The organism is Bradyrhizobium sp. BRP20, assembly GCF_020194215.1.
Taxonomy (GTDB): Bacteria; Pseudomonadota; Alphaproteobacteria; order Rhizobiales; family Xanthobacteraceae; genus Bradyrhizobium; species Bradyrhizobium yuanmingense.
The window spans coordinates 1-19830 of sequence record NZ_JADYVY010000023.1 but is presented as its reverse complement, the minus strand read 5'-3'; the positions used below and the strand labels follow the sequence as shown (position 1 = coordinate 19830).

Below are 19830 nucleotides of genomic sequence, written 5' to 3'. Positions count from 1 at the left end.
CGCGTGCGGACTTGCCATATGACCGGACCATGGACACTCGCATCGACCCCTCTTCGCTCGCCGCTACCGCGGACACCATCGCCATCTCCAACGTCAACCTCTCATTGGGCACGGGCGCGGCACGCGTTCACATCCTCAAGGATATCAGCCTGCGGGTCGGCCGGAGCGAGACGATCGGACTGATCGGCCCGTCAGGCTCGGGCAAATCCACGCTACTGATGGTTATGGCGGGGCTGGAACGTCCTGATAGCGGAGAGGTGGTGGTGAATGGCACGCCTTTCAATGCCCTCGACGAGGACGCGCTGGCGCGCTTCCGCGGCCGCCAGGTCGGCATCGTCTTCCAGTCCTTTCACCTGATCCCGACCATGACGGCGCTGGAGAACGTTGCTGTGCCGCTCGAACTTGCCGGCAATCCCGATGCCGCCAAGCGCGCGGCAGAGGAGCTGCAATCGGTCGGGCTCGGTGACCGCCTGCATCATTATCCGACCCAGCTCTCCGGCGGCGAGCAGCAGCGCGTCGCGCTCGCCCGCGCGCTGGCGCCGGATCCCGCGATCCTGGTCGCTGACGAGCCGACCGGCAATCTCGACGAAGCAACCGGTAAGCAGATCGTCGATCTGCTGTTCAGCAAGCATGCCGAGCGCGGCATGACCTTGGTGCTGGTGACGCACGATTCCTCGCTCGCGCATCGCTGCGATCGCGTCATCCGCCTGCGTTCCGGGCGCATCGACACGCAGTCTGCGCCCGCATGAGCGCCGCGGCCGAATCGTTCCCGAAGCCCAACGCCGTCGCGCTGTCGCTGCGCTACGCCTTGCGTGAATTGCGCGGCGGCCTGCGCGGCTTCTACGTCTTCATCGCCTGCATCGCGCTCGGCGTGATGGCGATTGCCGGCGTCGGCTCGGTGTCCGCGAGCCTGAGCGACGGTCTCGCGCGCGAAGGCCGCACGCTGCTTGGCGGCGACGTCTCTTTCGTGCTGTTCCAGCGCGAGGCCAAGCCGGAAGAGGTCGCGTTCCTGCGTTCGCGCGGCACGCTGTCGGCGGCTGCGACCTTGCGCGGCATGGCGCGTTCGGCTGACGGCAAGCTGGCGCTGGTCGAGATGAAGGCGGTCGATAACACCTATCCGATGCTCGGCAAGTTGAAGCTTGCGCCGCAGCTGGAGATGTCCGATCTGCTCGCGGAACGCGACGGCGCGTTCGGTGCCGCCGCCGATCCGACGCTGCTGGCGCGGCTCTCGCTCAAGACCGGCGACCGCGTCACGATCGGGTCCGCAACGTTCCAGATCCGCTCCACCGTCGAGGCCGAGCCCGACAAGCTGGCCGGCGGCATCGGCTTCGGGCCGCGCTTTCTGATCAGCGAGGCGGCCTTGCGCGCCACCGGCCTGATCCAGCCCGGCAGCCTGGTGCGCTGGGTCTACCGGGTCAAGCTGCCGGAGGCTGCTAACAACGAGCGCGCCACCGAAGCCTTCATCGCGGATGCGCGCAGCGCCGCGCCGCAGGCCGGCTGGGAGATCCGCAGCCGCTCCAACGCCTCGCCGCAGCTCGAGCGCAACATCAACCGCTTCACGCAGTTCCTGACGCTGGTCGGCCTTGCCGCGCTGCTAGTCGGCGGCGTCGGCGTCGCCAATGCCGTCAAGAGTCACATCGACCGCAAGCTCGAGGTGATCGCCGCCTTCAAGGCCGTCGGGGCCACCGGCCGGGACGTGTTCGGCATCTACCTGGCGCAAGTGGTCCTGCTGGCCGCGATCGGGTCCGTGATCGGCCTGGCGCTCGGCGCCGCGATGCCCTTTGCGATCGTTGGCCTGTTCGGCAAGCTGTTGCCGCTGCCGGTGGTGCCGGCCGTGCACACCGACGAGCTCGCGCTGTCCTTCCTCTACGGCCTCCTCACCGCGCTCGCCTTCGGCCTGTGGCCGCTCGCGCGCGTGCACGACGTGCCGGTGGCCGCGCTGTTCCGCGACACCATCAGCTCCGAATGGCACCGGCCACGCGCGAGCTATCTCGTGTTCATGGCCGTCGTGATCGCACTCCTCATCGCGGTCGTGATCGGCCTGTCGTTCGACAGGCGCATCGCCGCGGTGTTCGTGGCCTCCTCAGTGGTCGTGTTCGCCTTGCTGCGCGGCATCGCCGCCCTGCTGATGACGATCGCACGACGGCTGCCACGGACGCGGCTGCCGATGCTGCGGCTTGCGATCGCCAACATCCACCGGCCGGGCGCGCTGACGCCGTCCGTCGTGCTGTCGCTGGGGCTCGGGCTCGCCGTGCTCGTCACCATCACCCAGATCGACGGCAATCTGCGCCGGCAGTTCCTGGCGGCGCTCCCCGACCAGGCGCCATCGTTCTTCTTCATCGACATTCCGAGCGCGCAGGCCGAGCAGTTCGATGGCTATCTGCGCCAGATCGCCCCCGGCGCCAGGATCGAGGACGTGCCGATGCTGCGCGGACGCATCGTCGCCGCGCGCGGGGTGCGCGCCGAGGAGCTCAAGCCGACCACGGATTCCGAATGGGTGCTGCAGAGCGATCGCGGCCTGACCTACACCGCCGAGCTGCCGAAGGGCTCCAAGGTGGTCGAGGGCGAATGGTGGCGCGCCGATTATTCCGGCCCGCCGCTGGTCTCGTTGGAGAAGAAGATTGCCGACGGGCTCGGCCTCAAGCTCGGCGACGAGGTCGTGGTCAACGTGCTCGGCCGCGACATTCCGGCCAAGATCAGCAATCTGCGCACGATCGACTGGCAGGGTCTCGGCATCAATTTCGTCCTGGTGTTCTCGCCCAACGCCTTCAAGGGCGCGCCGCACACCCACATCGCGACGCTGACGGAAGCGGGCGGAAAGGCGGGCGACGGCAGGATCATCAAGGAGGTCGCCGACGCCTATCCGATGGTGACGAGCGTGCGCGTGCGCGAGGTGATGGAGACGGTCGGCTCTGTGGTGACCAATCTGGCCCTGGCGATCCGCGGCGCCAGCGCCGTGACGCTGATCTCGGCGATCCTGGTGCTGGGCGGGGCGCTCGCCGCCGGCCACCGCCACCGCGTCTATGATGCGGTAATCCTCAAGACCCTCGGCGCGACGCGGCTGCGGCTGCTCGGCGCCTATGCCCTCGAATACCTGCTGATCGGCCTTGCCACCGCGGTGTTCGGGGTGATCGCGGGCAGCATCGCGGCCTGGCTGATCGTGACGCGGCTGATGACGCTGAGCTTCGTCTGGCAGGCCGGCAGCGCCGCCGGCGTGGTCGCCGCCGCGCTGGTCGTGACCGTCGGGCTCGGGCTTGCCGGCACGCTGCTGGCATTGAACAAAAAGCCCGCGACGGTGTTGCGAAATTTGTGACAAAATGTAGCGGCTGATCGAGCTGCCCGGAATCGGCCCGGTTTCCGCGATTAACCACGCTACCCCGTCAACTTCGCGTCAGGATTGACGCCGAGGGCGACATTCAGCCGCGCGTGGAAGGTTGCGGCGAATGTGTTAGTTTCCCACATATCGGATGGGTTCGGAGTCCCGATTGTGAGCCAAAATTAAATCGGCTGGCAGCGGTCTCCGAGATAGAATTTGACGAACCGGCGGCATGGCGACCCTCGTGCCGGACCGGACCAACCAACGGGAATTCGACCATGTCGGACCTAGACCGTAACTACGCTTCTCCTTTCGGCAGGGCCGCCGGGCGTGTTGACGCCGCGACGGTCGATGCCGGCCTGCGCGCCTATATGCTGCGCATCTACAACTACATGAGCATTGGCCTGGCCATCACCGGCCTTGCCGCGCTCGGCGTCTACATGGCCGCCGTGACCGACGTTCCGACGGCGGACGCCGTCCGCGTCGGCAAGGTGTTCCTGACACCGTTCGGCTACGCCATGTTCGTCAGCCCCCTGAAGTGGCTGTTCATCCTGGCGCCGCTCGCGATGGTGTTCGTGATCTCGGCGGGCATCAACCGTCTGGCACCCTCGACCGCCCAGATCCTGTTCTGGGTATTCGCGGCGCTGATGGGCATCTCGCTGTCGTCGATCTTCCTGGTGTTCACGCACACCTCGATCGTGCGGGTGTTCTTCATCACCGCGGCGACCTTCGGTGCGCTGAGCCTCTACGGCTACACCACCAAGCGTGACCTGACCGGCATGGGCTCGTTCCTGTTCATGGGCCTGATCGGCATCGTTCTCGCCAGCCTGGTGAACCTGTTCCTGGCCAGCTCGATGCTGCAGTTCATCGTGTCGGTGGTCGGCGTGCTGGTGTTCTCGGGCCTGACCGCCTGGGATACCCAGCGGCTGAAGAACGACTACATCTACGGCTATGCCTCGGCCGGCGGTGACGTCGCAGAGCGTTCGGCCATCACCGGCGCACTGTCGCTGTACCTGAACTTCATCAACCTGTTCACGCTGCTGCTGCAGCTCCTCGGCCAGCGCGAGTAAGCTCTGAGACGAGAGAACGGACACGAACCCCGGCCGAAAGGCCGGGGTTTTTGTTTTGAGGGTACGGCCTCTCCCCGTCATTGCGAGGAGCTCGCGACAAAATTGCGCAGCAATTTTGCGCCGATGCGACGACGCAATCCAGAGCCCCTCCGCAGATGCATTTCTGGATTGCTTCGCTGCGCTCGCAATGACGGGTGTGGAGGCAGCGCAGCCTCTTCCGGCCCCTCAGGGAACGCTCTATCCTCCCCCCATGTCCGCACCCGATATCAGGCCCACCACCGAGGCCGACCTCCCCGCCGTCACCGCCATCTACCAGCAGGCCGTCCGCGAGGGCACGGCGACGTTCGAGCTGGAACCGCCCGACCTCTCGGAAATGACGCGCCGCTATCGCGCGCTGATCGACGGCGGCTATCCCTATTTCGTCGCCATGCTGGACGGCCGCGTGGCCGGCTATGCCTATGCCGGCGCCTACCGGCCGCGGCCCGCCTATCGCTTCACGGTGGAGAACTCGATCTATCTCGATCCGTCCTTCCACCGCCGCGGCGTCGGCTCAATGCTGCTGGAACGGCTGATCGTCGAATGCGAAGCGCGCGGCTTTCGCCAGATGATCGCTGTCATCGGCGATTCCGCCAATGCCGGGTCGATCGGCGTGCACACAAGGTGCGGCTTCAAGATGATCGGCACGCATCCCAGTGTCGGGCTGAAATTCGGCCGCTGGCTGGACACCGTGATGATGCAGCGCGACCTCGGCGAGGGCGCAAGCACGGTGCCGGGGAAGTAGTTCATCCGTCATTCCGGGGCGATGCACAGCATCGAACCCGGAATCCATTGAACGGCAGGGGCGGTGGAGGGAGGGATGGATTCCGGGCTAGCGACTTCGTCGCGCCCCGGAATGACGATCGATGGTTCGTCTACACCACCGCCAGTTTGCGATCGATCACCAGCAGCACCCGCTCGAGCTCGTGGCCGCGGCGCAGGATCAGGCCGGTCGCCGAGATCACGCTGTACATGCCCTGCTTGCGCGCCAGGCGCGGGTCCTTCTCGATGCGATAGATCGGCACTTCCGAGGCGCGGCGATAGACCGAGAACACGGCGCGGTCCTTCAGGAAGTCGATGGCATAGTCGCGCCATTCGCCGTCGGCGACCATGCGGCCGTAGAGATTGAGAATCCGGTGCAGCTCGAGCCGGTTGAACGTCACCCGGTTCGGCTGCGCATGCGCCGCGGCAGGACGCGCCGCCGCGCGCTGCTCGCTCGGATCGGCATCCTCCGACGTCAGACTCATGGGAAGCGCCTCCTCATCGCACGGCTACCCGCGTCCGCCAAGATCGTCCCGGAACCGCGTTCGTGACAATTGCATGATTGCGCCAACCGTTCCGCATCGCAAGGGGCTCGACCCATCGAATCGGCGTCGCATCAGGACACACGCAAGGGTGGAACTCCGTCGCGGCAAACCGTCACGGGATCGTTAGCAGGAATCATAGTATCGCCGCTTTTCCGCCAACCGCCTGCCGCCCTGCACTGCGAAAAGGGTGACGTGCGTTGACCCGGTCCTTTCGGTTCCGGATTCCTCAGCCCCCAGCCCCCCGGGGTCGAACAGGATCGGGTCTGTACGCACGACAAGGAGGGCCAACGCAAGTTGGTCCTTTTTTGTTTGTGCCGAGATGTTTCCGGTCTGCCGTCATTCCGGGGCGCGCGAAGCGCGAGCCCGGAATCCATTTACCATCACACAAGCTGAGAAATGGATTCCGGGTTCGCGCCAAGAGGCGCGCCCCGGAATGACGAGCATCAATTGCTGAGACGTTCTGCCTGCTTCAATGCAGCGACGTGTAGGCCGCACCCAGCATCGGGCCCGGCCTCTCGCGGCTGCCGTCCTGGATGTAGACCACCGCGCCGTCGACGCCGTCGCGCGTGAGGTTCTCGATCGGCACCGTCCAGCTCTCCGGACGGCCGGTCCAGTCGCCGACCTTGAGCAGGCTACGTACCACATTGTGATAGGTGACCTGCTGTCCCTTGTTCTCGCCGCGGGTGATCGCGATCGGCACCGACTTCGCGATCGAGCAGATCCAGACCTCGCCCTTAGAGACCGTGGGCTCCTTGCTTGCGGCGACCGACACGTTGATCTGCTTGCCCGAGAGCGACACCGTGACCGGCACGCTCATCACGCCGGTGCCCTTGTCGGTCTTGCCGATCGCGTTCTCGATGCCGGCGCGATCGCTGCCGATGACATGGGTGGAGCCGTTGACCACGACCTGCGGCGTGTAGACCTCGCGGTCGCCGCGCATGCGCGAATAGGCACGCTGCCGTGCAGAGAAGCGCGAATCCGCCAGCGTGTCCTTCCAGCCGAGATAGTCCCAATAATCGATCGGCATGCTCAGCGCGATGACCGAGGGGTCCTTGGAGAGATCGCCGATGATCTGGTCGGCGGGCGGGCAGGAGGAGCAGCCCTGCGAGGTGAACAATTCGACGACGGCGCGGGGTTCAGCTTCGGCAGGACGAATGACGGCGATGATCGCACATATGCCGAGAGCTCCCGACCAGAGGGCGCCGGACCAACGTGGAATCAGATGGGAAGCCGTCATTGTCGTCATGTCGAACGCCGCACACCGTTGCTCTCAGGGGGAAATCTTATCGCCGGATGGTCACCGTAGTCTTACGGGGCGCGGTACATTCATCCATCCGGGCCACCGTCCAAAGGGAGGTTTTCCGCCGGGCGGGCCCATCTGAAGCGTACCGCAAACGCGCGAAGGCGGCCTTTGATAGGCCGCCTTCGTTAAGGCTTCTACTCACTTCGCAGTGAGCCATCATTCACAAATCCGCGTTTACGCCGCGAGCTTGCGCAGCACGTAGTGCAGGATGCCGCCGTTGCGGTAGTAGTCGAGCTCGTCCAGCGTATCGATGCGGCAGAGCAGCGAAACGCGCTGCAGCGAACCGTCGCCGGAGACGATCTCCGCGGTCAGCTTCTGGCGCGGCTTGAGGTCGCCGACGAGGCCGCGGATGGTCACCTTCTCGTCACCCTTCAGCCCAAGCGACTGCCAGGAGGTGCCTTCCTCGAAGGTCAGCGGCAGCACGCCCATGCCGACCAGATTGGAGCGGTGGATGCGCTCGAAGCTCTGGCAGATCACGGCGCGCACGCCGAGCAGGCGCGTGCCCTTGGCGGCCCAGTCGCGCGAGGAGCCATTGCCGTACTCGGCACCCGCGAACACCACCAGCGGCACCTTCTCTTCCTGGTACTTCATCGCGGCGTCGTAGATCGACATCTGCTCGCCGTCGGGCCAGTGCTTGGTCAGGCCGCCCTCGGGGATGTTTCCGTCCGCGCCCTTCAGCATGAAGTTCTTGATGCGGATGTTGGCGAAGGTGCCGCGCATCATCACTTCATGGTTGCCGCGACGCGTGCCGTACTGGTTGAAGTCGGCCGGACGCACCTGGTGCTCGCTGAGATATTTGCCGGCGGGCGAGGTGAGCTTGATCGAGCCGGCCGGCGAGATGTGGTCGGTGGTGATCTTGTCGCCGAACATGGCGAGAATGCGCGCCTCGACGATGTCGGTGACCGGCTCCGGCTCCTTCTTCATGCCTTCGAAGTAGGGCGGGTTCTGCACATAGGTCGAAGACATGTTCCAGCGATAGGTCTCACTCTCGACCGTCTTGATCTTGCGCCAGTTGGTGTCGCCCTTGAACACGTCGGCATACTTCTTCTTGAAGATCGACGCGGTCACGAACTTCTTCATGAAGGCGTTGATCTCCTTGGTCGTCGGCCAGATGTCCTTCAGGTACACCGGCTTGCCGTCCTTGCCCTCGCCGAGCGGCTCGGTGGCGAGGTTCTTGGTGACGCTGCCCGCGAGCGCGTAGGCGACCACCAGCGGCGGCGAGGCCAGGTAGTTCGCCTGCACATCCGGCGAAACGCGGCCTTCGAAGTTGCGGTTGCCGGAGAGCACGGCGGCCGCGACGACGCCGTTGTCGTTGATCGACTTCGAGATCTCCTCAGGCAGCGGACCGGAATTGCCGATGCAGGTGGTGCAGCCGAAGCCGACCAGGTTGAATCCGACTTTGTCGAGATCGGGCTGCAGACCGGAATTGGCGAGATATTCCGCGACCACCTGGCTGCCCGGCGCGAGCGAGGTCTTCACCCACGGCTTGGCCTTGAGGCCCTTCGCAGCCGCATTGCGCGCGAGCAGGCCGGCACCGATGAGCACGCTCGGGTTCGAGGTGTTGGTGCAGGAGGTGATCGCAGCGATCACGACGTCGCCATGGCCGATGTCGAAGTTCTTGCCGTCGACGGGGAAACGCTTGGCCGGCTCCTCGGCCTTCTTGTACTCGCTGGCAAGCGCGAGCGAGAAGCCGTCCGCGACGGTCGGCAGCGCGATGCGGCCTTCGGGACGCTTCGGGCCGGCCATCGACGGCACGACGTCGCCGAGGTCGAGGGTCAGCGTTTCCGTGAACACGGGGTCGGGCGACTTGGCCGTGCGGAACAGGCCCTGCGCCTTGGCATAGGCCTGCACCAGCGCGACGCGGGCCGAGGCACGGCCGGAGGTCTTGAGATAATCGAGCGCGGCGGCATCGACCGGGAAGAAGCCGCAGGTCGCGCCGTATTCGGGCGCCATGTTGGCGATCGTCGCCTTGTCGGCGACCGAGAGATGGTCAAGGCCGGGGCCGAAGAACTCGACGAACTTGCCGACCACGCCGAGCTTGCGCAGCATCTGCGTCACGGTGAGCACGAGGTCGGTCGCGGTGACGCCTTCCTTCAGCGCGCCCTTCAGCTTGAAGCCGACGACGTTGGGCAGCAGCATCGACAGCGGCTGGCCGAGCATGCAGGCTTCCGCCTCGATGCCGCCGACGCCCCAGCCGAGCACGGCAAGGCCGTTGACCATGGTGGTGTGCGAATCGGTGCCGACCAGCGAATCGGGATAGGCCACCTCGAAGGTGCCGGTCTTCTTACCGACGGTCATCTTCTCCTTCTTGGTCCAGACCGTCTGGGCCAGATATTCGAGATTGACCTGGTGGCAGATGCCGGTGCCGGGCGGCACGACGGAGAAGTTCGAGAAGGCCTTCTGGCCCCACTTCAGGAACTCGTAGCGCTCCTGGTTCTGCTTGTATTCCTCGGTGACGTTCTTGCCGAAAGCCTTGTTGTCGCCGAAGAAGTTCACGATCACGGAATGGTCGATGACGAGATCGACGGGCACCAAGGGGTTGATCTTCTCAGGCTCGCCACCGAGCTTCTGCATCGCGTTGCGCATCGCGGCGAGGTCGACCACCGCGGGCACGCCGGTGAAGTCCTGCATCAGCACCCGCGCCGGCCGGAAGGCGATCTCATGCTCCAGCGACTTCTTGCGCAGCCATTTCGACACCGCGACGATGTCTTCCTTCTTGACCGAGCGGCCATCCTCGTTGCGCAGCAAATTCTCGAGCAGGACCTTCATCGAGTAGGGAAGTTTCGAAATTCCCTTCAGACCATTCTTCTCGGCGGTGGGCAGGCTGTAATAGACATAGGTCTTGGCGCCGACCTTGAGAGTCTTTTTGCATTTGAAGCTGTCGAGCGAGGTCATGTAGGAGATCCCAATTGCTAGTTATACCCGGCAGGGTATTTTAACACCGTCAGCGTATCAGGCTGGGCCGCTTGCAGGGGCAGGTTGAGTTGCTGCATCAAGTAGTTCCGGGCTTATAGAAGCTTTCTAACCGCGCCGCCACAGCCACTATCGTGCCGCAGCAATTCGCGAGCCAAAAATTCCCATGCGCTACCCCAAGATTTCCTGAGGCCCGGCTGTGAGCGGACTGAACCAAGGCGACATGCGGCTGTCAGGTCACGGGCTGAGATGCGTGCGGGGCGGGCGCGAGGTGTTCGCCGGGCTCGATTTCGCGGCCGGGTCGGGCGAGGCCGTGGCTGTGGTCGGCCGCAATGGATCGGGCAAGACCTCGCTGCTGCGGCTGATCGCGGGCCTGCTCGTTCCGGCCGGCGGGACGATCGCGCTGGAGGGGGGCCATAGTGAGCTGACTTTGGCGGAGCAGTGCCACTATCTCGGCCATCGCGATGCCCTGAAGCCGGCGCTGAGCGTGGCCGAAAACCTGACGTTTTGGGCTGATTTTCTCGGCGGCGAGCTTTTCGATGCCGTCGAGAGCCTTGCCAAGGTGGGGCTCGACCACGCCATCCATCTGCCCGCCGGATTCCTGTCCGCGGGACAGCGCCGCCGGCTCTCGCTGGCGCGGCTGCTGACGGTCCGCCGCCCGGTCTGGCTCCTGGACGAGCCGACCAATGCGCTTGATGTCGCCGGTCAGGACATGTTCGCCGGCCTGATGCGCGAGCATCTGGCCGGCGGCGGCATGATCGTCGCGGCGACGCATGCCCCGCTCGGGATCGAATCGCGGGAGCTGCGGATCGGGGGTGGGGCGTGAAGTTCAGGCACCCTCAGTTTTCCAAGCGGCCGGGCTCGGCTCTCTTCATTCCCTCCCCCCACAAGGGGGAAGGGAGCGCAGTGTGCCTGTGGCTGTCGGATGCGTTCCCAGAAGCTGGAAGCCTCTCATGACCGCCCTCACCGCCCTCATCCGCCGGGACATCAGGATTGCGCTTCGCGTCGGCGGCGGAGCGCTGATCGGGGTCTTGTTCTTCCTGACCGTGGTGGTGCTGATGCCGTTCGCGGTCGGGCCGGATCTGGCGCTGCTGTCGCGGCTGGGACCTGCGATCCTCTGGCTCGGCGCCCTGCTCGCGAGCCTGCTGACCCTCGACCGGCTGTTCATGGCCGACCATGAGGACGGCTCGCTCGACCTGATCACGATGAGCCGGACGCCGCTGGAACTCGCCTGCGCCGCCAAGGCGCTGGCGCATTGGCTCGCCGCCGGCCTGCCGCTGATTGTCGCAACCCCCGTGCTCGGCCTGTTGCTCAACCTCGACATGATCGCCACGGCCGCGGTGGCGCTGACGCTGCTGGCGGGCACTCCGGCGCTGACCTTCACCGGCATGATCGGCGCGGCGCTGGCGGTGACGCTGCATCGCGGCGGGCTGTTGATGGCGGTGCTGGTGCTGCCGCTGTCGATTCCCGTGCTGATTTTCGGCGTTGCGGCCTCGCAGGCGGTGATCGTCGGCCCGATGACTTTCGGCGCGCCGTTCTCGATCCTGTGCGCGCTGTCGCTGGTCAGCCTCGTGATCGGCCCGTTCGCGGCCGCAGCGAGCCTGCGGCATGGTCTCGATTGAAATGGACCGGGCCGACCTTGACCCCGATCAACTTTCGCGACGGGCTTTCGTGCTGATTGCCTGAGCGGCCCCCGGTGATTATCAGGATACCATGACGCTGATCGACCTCGCCAACCCCACGCGGTTCCTCGCGCTGACAGCGCGGGTGTTGCCGTGGCTGGCGGCCGCGACAATCATCCTGCTCACGATCGGTCTCTATCAAGCTGCGCTCGCGCCCGATGACTATCAGCAGGGCGCGACCGTCAAGATCATGTTCATCCACGTGCCCAATGCCTGGCTGTCGATGTTCGTGTGGGGCGTGATGAGCATCGCATCGTTGGGCACGCTGGTGTGGCGGCATCCGCTCGCCGACGTCGCCGCCAAGGCCGCAGCTCCGATCGGCGCCGCCTTCACCTTCCTCGCGCTGCTCACGGGCTCGCTCTGGGGCCGGCCGATGTGGGGCACCTATTGGGAGTGGGACGCGCGGCTGACCTCGGTGCTGATCCTGTTCCTGATGTATCTCGGCCTGATGGCGCTGTGGCGTGCCGTCGACGATCCCTCGCGTGCGGCGCGCGCTGCCGCGGTGCTGACCCTGGTCGGCGCGATCAACCTGCCGATCATCAAGTTCTCGGTCGATTGGTGGAACACGCTGCACCAGCCCGCCTCGGTGATACGCATGGGCGGCTCGGCGCTGGACAAGTCGTTCCTGATTCCGCTGCTGGTGATGGCGGTCGCCTTCACGCTGCTGTTCGTCACGCTGCACCTGGCCGCGATGCGCAACGAGATTTTGCGCCGCCGTGTCCGCTCGCTGCAGATGATGCAGGCCAGCCGGATCGCGTTTTCGAGCGACATGGCCGCCGGTTCGCGTGAAGACAACGCGTCCAAAGAAGCTGGGGCTGCATGACGATGTCGCTCGGTCCTTATGCCTCTTTCATCGTGGCGTCTTACGCAGCTGTCGCCCTCGTGATCGCGATCCTGATCGGCTGGGTCATGCTCGATTATCGCAGCCAGACGCAGCGCCTGCGCGAGCTGGAGCAGCGCGGCATCACCCGCCGGTCGGGCCGCAGCGCGACGGAGCCGCGATGAGCGATCAACCTGCCTCCGCTCCGCCGCAGCGCCGCGCCTTCCTGGTGATGCTGCCGCTGATCGTCTTCATCGGCCTCGCGCTTTTGTTCTGGTTCCGGCTCGGCAGTGGCGATCCCTCGCGGATTCCCTCGGCGCTGATCGGCCGGCCCGCACCGCAGACCGTGCTGCCGCCGCTCCAGGGATTGCAAGAGAATGGCACGCAGGTGCCGGGACTCGATCCGGCAGCGTTCAAGGGCAAGGTCAGTCTCGTCAACGTCTGGGCGTCCTGGTGCGTGCCGTGCCATGACGAAGCGCCGCTTTTGACCGAAATGGCAAAAGACAAGCGCTTCCAGCTGGTCGGCATCAACTACAAGGACGCCGCCGACAATGCGCGGCGCTTCCTCGGCCGCTACGGCAACCCGTTCGGCCATGTCGGCGTGGACGCCAACGGCCGCGCCTCGATCGAATGGGGCGTCTATGGCGTGCCGGAGACCTTCGTCGTCGGGCGCGAGGGCACCATCGTCTACAAGCTGGTCGGGCCGATCACGCCGCAAAATCTCAAGGCCGTGCTGATGCCGGAGCTGGAGAAGGCGCTGAAGGCAGGGTCTTAGCCATGACCGTCATTGCGAGGAGCTCTTGCGACGAAGCAATCCAGAGTCCCTCCGCAGAGGCATTCCGGATTGCTTCGCTTCGCTCGCAATGACGAGCGTAGAGACCATCACCCCTTGCTCACATCCCCCGCCTCGGCCTCGCTTCTCTCCAGCGAGACCGGCGCGAGATGATAGCGCTTGGTCAGCGGCATCTGGGCGATGGCGAAGATCATCGTGATCGGAGTGACGCCGAACACCTTGAAGTTCACCCAGAAATCCGTGCTCTGGGTGCGCCAGACGATCTCGTTCAGCACCGCCATTCCGGCGAAGAACAGCGCCCAGCGCAAGGTGAGGATGCGCCAGCCCTGCGGCGTCAGGTTGAACACCTGGTCGAACATCACGGCGATGAAGGAGCGGCCGAACAACAGGCCGCCGCCGAGGATCGCGGCGAACAGGCCGTAGATGATGGTCGGCTTGACCTTGATGAAGGTCTCGTCGTGCAGCACCAGGGTCAGCGTGCCGAACACCAGCACGATCACCCCCGTGACGATCGCCATGATCGGGATGTGGCGCGTCACGATGTAAGAGGCGGCCATCGCGACCGCGATGGCCACCATGAAGGCGCCGGTCGCCGCGAACAGATTGAACTTCGCGTTGACGAAGAAGAACACGAGCAGCGGACCGAGCTCGGTCGCGAGCTTGAACAGCGGATGCGGCTGGGTCTTGTCCATTCTCTCTTCCGTATCTCCCATCCTTCGAGACGACCGCTTCGCGGTCTCCTCAGGATGAGGACCTAATGTGTGGCACGACCTCATCCTGAGGAGCCGCGCAAGCGGCGTCCCGAAGGATGACGCTATTCGATTCCGGCGATGGCGCGGGCGAAGTCGCGCGCGGTGAAGGGCGCGAGATCGTCGACGCCTTCGCCGACGCCGATGAAGTGCACCGGCAGCTTGAACTTCTCCGCGAGCGCCACCAGGATGCCGCCGCGCGCGGTGCCGTCGAGCTTGGTCATCACGAGGCCGGTGACCCCGGCGGTGCGATGGAAGGCCTCGACCTGCGACAGCGCATTCTGGCCGACGGTCGCATCCAGCACCAGCAGCACGGCATGCGGCGCAGTGTCATCCACCTTGCGGATCACGCGCACGACCTTCTCGAGCTCGTTCATCAGCTCGGCCTTGTTCTGCAAGCGGCCCGCGGTGTCGATCAGCAGCACGTCGACATTCTGCTCCTTCGCCGCGGTGAGCGCGTTGAAGGCGAGGCTTGCGGAATCCGAGCCCTGCGCGCCCGCGATGACGGGCGTCTTCGTCCGCTCGCCCCAGACCTTGAGCTGCTCGATGGCGGCGGCGCGAAACGTGTCGCCGGCGGCCAGCATCACCTTGCGGCCTTCGGAGGCGAATTTCTGCGACAGCTTGCCGATCGTGGTGGTCTTGCCGGAACCGTTGACGCCGACCACGAGAATGACGAACGGCTTTTTTGCCGCATCGATCACCAGCGGCTTTGCCACCGGCGACAGCACCTTCTCGACCTCGGTGGCGACGACGTCCTTGACCTCGTCCGCCGAGATCGCCTTGTCGTAGCGGCCGGTGCCGACGGCATCGGCAATGCGCACCGCGACTGACGTGCCGAGGTCGGCGCGCAGCAGCACGTCCTCGATGTCGTCAAGCATGGCGCGGTCGAGCTTGCGCTTGGTGACGAGGTCGGCGACCGCGGTCCCGAGCGAGGACGAGGTGCGCTTCAGCCCGTTGGACAGGCGGCGCCACCAGCTCAGCTTGGGGGTCTCGGAGGTGGTATCGTTCATGGTGGCGTGTTAGCCGTTCCGGCCCGTAAACGAAAGCCTTGACCGAAAGTCCTGCGATTGCTCGATGTTCCCCAATTGACCGCCGATGAGATCTTAGGCCGCGTGCTCCATCGCGACGGCCTGATGCTGGTCATCGACAAGCCGGCCGGCCTGCCGGTGCATCGCGGCCCCAAGGGTGGCCCCAATCTGGAGGATTCCTTCGACGCGCTGCGTTTCGGCCTGCCGCGACCGCCGGTGCTGGCCCACCGGCTGGACAAGGACACCTCGGGCTGCCTCGTGCTCGGCCGCCACCGCAAGGCGACGGCATCGCTGGGCCTTTTGTTCAAGCACGGCAAGATCGGCAAAACCTACTGGACCGTGGTCGAAGGCGGCCCTGCCGAGGACGAAGGCACCATCGACATGCCGCTCGGCCGGCTCAATGCCGAACGCGGCTGGTGGCAGAAGCCGGATCCGGAAGGGCAGAAGGCGATCACGAACTGGAAGGTGATGGGCCGGGGCGACGGTTTCACCTGGCTTGCCATGGAACCGGTGACCGGCCGGACCCATCAATTGCGGGTGCATGCGGCCGCGAGCGGCTGGCCGATCTTCGGCGATAACATTTACGGCAACGGTCCGCGCTTCGGCGAGCCGCGCCTGCACCTGCATTCGCGCGAGATCGTGGTGCCGATCTCCCGGAACAAGGAGCCGGTCCGCGTGGTGGCGCCGGCCCCGCCGCATATGCACGAGAAGCTCCGGGCCTGCGGGTGGAAGGGGGAGTAGCCTCTTAGACCCTCATGGTGAGGAGGCGCGTCAGCGCCATCTCGAACCATAGAGGCCCCGCAGGCGCATCGCGGTCGTATCCATCCTTCGAGACGCCCGCTTCGCGGGCTCCTCGGGATGAGGAGCGGTGGTCGGTCGAGAAACGGCTGTGCTCGGCTACCGTGCCATGGTTTACGAAACCTTCAGCGCTCGCCTCTAATGATAACGGTTGCTTAGAACAAGCTTCCGTAACCGCTCAGGACGAGCCGCGCGCGATGACCAATTCCGGGCTATCGATCATCGACGAGGTCGAATCCGCACTGCGGATCGGCTCGCCGGAAAAGGGCCTGGCGACGGCCCGGCGCGTCACCGAGCTGTTCCTCTCCTCCGCCGGCAATTTCGACGACGAGCAGATCGCTCTGTTCGACGACGTGCTCGAGCGCCTGATCGGCACCATCGAGCTGCGCGCCATCGCCGATGTGGCAGCGCGCGTGGCGCTGGCCGAGATCAGCGCGCAGCTGGCGCCGGTCGCGCAGGCGCCGCCGTCGGTGATCCGCCGCCTCGCCAACAATGACGAGATCCGCATCGCCGGCCCCGTGCTGCAGGAATCCGCGCGCCTCGACGACGGCGAGCTGGTGAAGATCGCATCAGCTAAGGGCGAGCCGCATCTGCTCGCGGTCGCCGGCCGCTGGTGGCTGAAGGAGATCGTCACCGACGCGCTGCTGGCGCGCCGCTACCCCAGCGTCAGCCGGCGGCTTGCGGCCAATCCCGGCGCGCGCGTCTCCGGAAAAGGGTTCGCCATCATCGTCGGCCAGGCCGAAAGCGATCCGGAGCTCGCAGTCAGTGTCGGCGTCCGCGTCGACTTGCCCTTGGAGCTGCGCCGCCAATTGCTGCGCTCGGCGACGGACGCCGTGCGCACCCGCCTGTTGTCGCGCGCCCCGCCGCATCTGTTCGAGGAGATCCAGAGCGCGATCGCCGCCGTCGCCATCGGCGCCGAACGCGAAATGTCGGCGGTGCGCGATTTCGAAGGTGCCAAGCGCGCCATCGCCGGCCTCAAGGCCACCGGCCAGCTCGACGAGGCGACGTTGCTCGGCTTCGCCAGACAGCGGCGCTATGAGGAGACGGTGGCGGCGCTGGCGGCGTTGTCGGGATCGACGGTCGAGGTGATCCGACCGCTGATGCAGAGTCTCCGCGAGGACGGCCTGCTGGTGCCGTGCAAGGCCGCACAGCTCAGCTGGGAGACCACCATGGCCGTGCTCGAATGCCGTTTCGCGACAGGCGCGATGACGCCCGCGGACATCGCGAGGACACAGGGGCATTTTGCGAGAATGACGGCGGAGAACGCCAAGCGCACGCTGCGATTCTGGCAGGTCAGGGCGTCGTAGCTTTCCCTCTCCCCTTGCGGGAGAGGGTGGCTCGCCGCGAGAGCGGCGAGACGGGTGAGGGGTCTCTCTCCGCGCATGACCTCTCAATGCGATTGCGCGGATACAACCCCTCATCCGGCGCTTCGCGCCACCTTCTCCCACAAGGGGAGAAGGAAGAGAGCAGCTGCTTACGTCGTGAGCCGCTCGCCATCAATGCCAGCAATCTTCAGCCGCACGATGCTTCCCACCCGCTCGCCCGCAATCACCACCGGCAGATAGTGCTCCGTGCGGCCCTGCCCCTCGCTCTCGATCAGCACATCGCGCATCGCGCCGATCTCGGCTTGCAGCCGTTGCTGCAGCGCCGCCTCTCCTACCGCGCGCAGCCGCTTCGCACGCTCTTTAATGACCGGCCCCGCCACCTGCGGCATCCGCGCGGCGGGCGTGCCGGGCCGCGGCGAATAAGGGAAGACGTGCAGGAAGGTCAGTCCGCATTGCTCGACGAGGTCGAGCGAGCGCGAGAACATGTACTCGGCCTCGGTCGGGAAGCCCGCGATGATGTCGGCGCCGAAGACGACATCGGGGCGTAGGCGGCGTACCTGCTCGCAGAAGCCAATCGCATCCTGCCGCGAATGCCGCCGCTTCATGCGCTTCAGGATCATGTCGTCGCCCGACTGCAGCGACAGGTGCAGGTGCGGCATCAGGCGCGCATCCTCCGCGATGGCATCGAGCAGGTCGTCATCCGCCTCGATCGAATCGATCGAGGAGATACGCAGGCGCTTGAGCTCGGGCACATGGCGCAGGATCTGCTTGGTCAGCAGGCCGAGCTTGGGCGCGCCGGGCAGGTCTGCGCCGTAGCTCGTGAGATCGACGCCGGTCAGCACGATCTCGGCATGGCCGCGCTCGACCAGGGTGCGCACCTGATCGACCACCGCGCCCATCGGCACCGAGCGCGAATTGCCGCGGCCGAACGGGATGATGCAGAAGGTGCAGCGATGATCGCAGCCGTTCTGCACCTGCACGAAGACGCGCGGCAGGCCGCTCGCATAGCCATCGACGAGGTGCGGCGCCATCTCCTTCACCGCCATGATGTCGCTGACGGCGATCTTCTCGCTGGCGCCAAGATCGAAAGCGTGGCGCGTCTCCCGCCACGCTTCGCCGCGCATCTTGTCGTCATTGCCGACGACGCGATCGACCTCGGCCATGCCCGCAAACATCGCAGCCTGCGTCTGCGCCGCGCAGCCGGTGACGACGATGCGCGCCTCGGGGCGCTCGCGCTTCAACTTGCGGATCGACTGGCGCGCCTGCGCCACCGCCTCGTTGGTGACGGCGCAGCTGTTGATGACGATGGTGTCGGAAAGCCCTGCGACTTCCGCCTTGCTGCGGATCACCTCGGCCTCGAAGGCGTTGAGGCGGCAGCCGAAGGTGACGATGTCGACGGCCATCAGGCGACCGGCGCGAACAGCGCCGGATCGAAGCTGCCCTCATATTCGAAGGTCGCGGTGCCCGTCATCAGCACGTGGTCGTCGCGCTCGCGCCATTCGATGCCGAGCTTGCCGCCGGGCAATGTGATCTCGACCTTGCGCTCGGCGCGCTTCAGCCGCGCGGCGGCGACCCCCGTGGCGCAGGCCGCCGACCCGCACGCCTTGGTCAGGCCGGCACCGCGCTCCCAGGTGCGGATCGTGATGTGCTCGCGATCGACGATATGGGCCAGCGTGATGTTGGCGCGCTCGGGGAAGATCGGATGGTTTTCCAAGAGCGGACCGAAGCGGCCGAGATCGTAGGCGTTGACGTCGTCGACCCAGAACACCGCGTGCGGATTGCCCATGCTCACCACTGAGGGCGAATGCAGAATGGGATTGTCGATCGGCCCGATCTGCAATTCGATGTAGCGGGTGTCGCGAAACTCTTCCGCCAGCGGAATGTCCTGCCAGCCGAATTTCGGCGCGCCCATATCCACTGTGTAGAGGTCGGGCGCCGGACCCTGCCAGGCATTGAGCAGGCCGGCGGCCGTCTCGAAGGTCGCACTGGTCTGCCCGGTCTTCTCGAAGATGCGGCGCACGACGCAGCGCATGCCGTTGCCGCAGGCACCGGCCTCCGAGCCGTCATTGTTGTAGATGCTGATGAAGGCCTCGGTGCCGTCGAGCCGCGGCCTCTGCAGCACCATGAGCTGGTCGTAAGCCACGCCGCCGTTCGCGGACGCGACGGCGCGGGCATCGTCCGGCGTGACCTTGGCCGCCGAATCGCGCAAGTCGACAACGACGATCTCGTTGCCGATGCCGTTCATCTTGGCAAATGCGTGGTTGGCCAGCGCGCTCATGAAAATTCCCGAATTTCGCCTGCCTTATATGGCGATCCTCGGCTGCTTGGCCAGTGATTTGCCACCCGGGTCGGGACATCGGGCAAGTTGCCTGCCATGACGCATCTGTCATGGGACGAATTCGGCGCTCGCGTGTTAGAACGGCGCGGTTCGCGCGAACCGGGACGCGCGGACGGGTTAAGGCCTTGGTGGGTAAGGCCTTGATGAATTGAGGCCCCGACGAAGCGGGCCTCGGGGAGAATAAAATGAACACTTTTCGTCGCCTCGCTTTGGCCGCGCTGATCCCGGCTGCGGCCTTGTCGCATGGGCTGTCAGGCGCTCTGGCGCAGACCGCGAGCCCGGCGCCGGCCGCATCGGCAAGTCCCTCGCCGGCCCCGACGGCTTCGCCCGCCCCGGCTGCAAGTGCCTCGCC

18 protein-coding genes are annotated in these 19830 nt (G+C 65.7%); 11 read left to right on the top strand and 7 right to left on the bottom strand.

The features are described from left to right. The first annotated feature begins 29 nt into the window (after positions 1–29). From I6F33_RS33605 to I6F33_RS33590, 4 genes are all read left to right on the top strand, one after another. Positions 30–749 (top strand): ABC transporter ATP-binding protein, encoded by a 720-nt coding sequence (locus tag I6F33_RS33605; protein WP_057026565.1) that lies wholly within the window; start codon positions 30–32, stop codon positions 747–749. After that, positions 746–3313: an ABC transporter permease gene (locus I6F33_RS33600; protein WP_225130744.1), complete on the top strand. Its 2568-nt coding sequence runs from the start codon at positions 746–748 to the stop codon at positions 3311–3313. The genes I6F33_RS33605 and I6F33_RS33600 overlap by 4 nt, the downstream gene beginning before the upstream one ends. A gap of 281 nt (positions 3314–3594) precedes the next feature. After that, positions 3595–4386 carry a Bax inhibitor-1/YccA family protein gene (locus tag I6F33_RS33595; RefSeq protein WP_036008808.1) on the top strand — a complete coding sequence of 264 codons (792 nt, stop codon included), beginning with the start codon at positions 3595–3597 and terminating at the stop codon, positions 4384–4386. A gap of 250 nt (positions 4387–4636) precedes the next feature. Continuing rightward, entirely contained in the window at positions 4637–5167 is a 531-nt protein-coding gene (locus tag I6F33_RS33590) for a GNAT family N-acetyltransferase (RefSeq protein ID WP_036008811.1), read from the top strand. A gap of 130 nt (positions 5168–5297) precedes the next feature. Here I6F33_RS33590 and I6F33_RS33585 read toward each other — a convergent pair whose 3' ends face one another. The 3 genes from I6F33_RS33585 to acnA all read right to left on the bottom strand — a co-directional run bounded on the left by I6F33_RS33585 (position 5298) and on the right by acnA (position 9927). Further along, positions 5298–5669, bottom strand: coding sequence for a DUF2794 domain-containing protein (locus I6F33_RS33585; RefSeq protein ID WP_036008814.1), 372 nt, complete (start codon positions 5667–5669; stop codon positions 5298–5300). Positions 5670–6198: 529 nt separating this feature from the next. After that, positions 6199–6975 (bottom strand): thioredoxin family protein, encoded by a 777-nt coding sequence (locus I6F33_RS33580; protein ID WP_225145382.1) that lies wholly within the window; start codon positions 6973–6975, stop codon positions 6199–6201. A gap of 231 nt (positions 6976–7206) precedes the next feature. After that, positions 7207–9927: an aconitate hydratase AcnA gene (acnA, locus tag I6F33_RS33575; protein WP_036040732.1), complete on the bottom strand. Its 2721-nt coding sequence runs from the start codon at positions 9925–9927 to the stop codon at positions 7207–7209. A 241-nt stretch (positions 9928–10168) separates the two neighbouring features. On the opposite strand from acnA, the gene ccmA reads away from it, so the two are divergent. From ccmA to I6F33_RS33550, 5 genes are all read left to right on the top strand, one after another. Beyond that, positions 10169–10771, top strand: coding sequence for a heme ABC exporter ATP-binding protein CcmA (ccmA, locus tag I6F33_RS33570; protein ID WP_225145417.1), 603 nt, complete (start codon positions 10169–10171; stop codon positions 10769–10771). Between the two features lie 127 nt (positions 10772–10898). Continuing rightward, positions 10899–11567, top strand: coding sequence for a heme exporter protein CcmB (ccmB, locus tag I6F33_RS33565; RefSeq protein WP_225130742.1), 669 nt, complete (start codon positions 10899–10901; stop codon positions 11565–11567). 91 nt (positions 11568–11658) lie between these two features. Continuing rightward, entirely contained in the window at positions 11659–12450 is a 792-nt protein-coding gene (locus tag I6F33_RS33560; RefSeq protein WP_225145381.1) for a heme ABC transporter permease, read from the top strand. Continuing rightward, on the top strand, positions 12447–12632 hold the full coding sequence (gene ccmD / locus I6F33_RS33555) for a heme exporter protein CcmD (protein WP_225145380.1): 186 nt from the start codon (positions 12447–12449) through the stop codon (positions 12630–12632). Before I6F33_RS33560 ends, ccmD begins: the two co-directional genes overlap by 4 nt. After that, positions 12629–13222: a DsbE family thiol:disulfide interchange protein gene (locus tag I6F33_RS33550; protein ID WP_109141830.1), complete on the top strand. Its 594-nt coding sequence runs from the start codon at positions 12629–12631 to the stop codon at positions 13220–13222. Before ccmD ends, I6F33_RS33550 begins: the two co-directional genes overlap by 4 nt. Before the next feature lie 107 nt (positions 13223–13329). On the opposite strand, the gene I6F33_RS33545 is transcribed toward I6F33_RS33550, so the two are convergent. Beyond that, positions 13330–13932 carry a septation protein A gene (locus tag I6F33_RS33545; RefSeq protein ID WP_036008846.1) on the bottom strand — a complete coding sequence of 201 codons (603 nt, stop codon included), beginning with the start codon at positions 13930–13932 and terminating at the stop codon, positions 13330–13332. Between the two features lie 122 nt (positions 13933–14054). After that, on the bottom strand, positions 14055–14999 hold the full coding sequence (gene ftsY, locus I6F33_RS33540) for a signal recognition particle-docking protein FtsY (protein ID WP_036008849.1): 945 nt from the start codon (positions 14997–14999) through the stop codon (positions 14055–14057). Between the two features lie 57 nt (positions 15000–15056). Here ftsY and I6F33_RS33535 point away from each other — a divergent pair, with 57 nt between their 5' ends. Then, positions 15057–15758 carry an RluA family pseudouridine synthase gene (locus I6F33_RS33535; RefSeq protein WP_192893016.1) on the top strand — a complete coding sequence of 234 codons (702 nt, stop codon included), beginning with the start codon at positions 15057–15059 and terminating at the stop codon, positions 15756–15758. A gap of 254 nt (positions 15759–16012) precedes the next feature. Then, entirely contained in the window at positions 16013–17122 is a 1110-nt protein-coding gene (locus I6F33_RS33530) for a DUF2336 domain-containing protein (RefSeq protein WP_225145379.1), read from the top strand. A 167-nt stretch (positions 17123–17289) separates the two neighbouring features. On the opposite strand, the gene mtaB is transcribed toward I6F33_RS33530, so the two are convergent. Further along, positions 17290–18543, bottom strand: coding sequence for a tRNA (N(6)-L-threonylcarbamoyladenosine(37)-C(2))-methylthiotransferase MtaB (gene mtaB, locus I6F33_RS33525; protein WP_225145378.1), 1254 nt, complete (start codon positions 18541–18543; stop codon positions 17290–17292). After that, on the bottom strand, positions 18543–19418 hold the full coding sequence (dapF, locus tag I6F33_RS33520; protein ID WP_225130734.1) for a diaminopimelate epimerase: 876 nt from the start codon (positions 19416–19418) through the stop codon (positions 18543–18545). Before dapF ends, mtaB begins: the two co-directional genes overlap by 1 nt. Between the last annotated feature and the right edge of the window lie 412 nt (positions 19419–19830).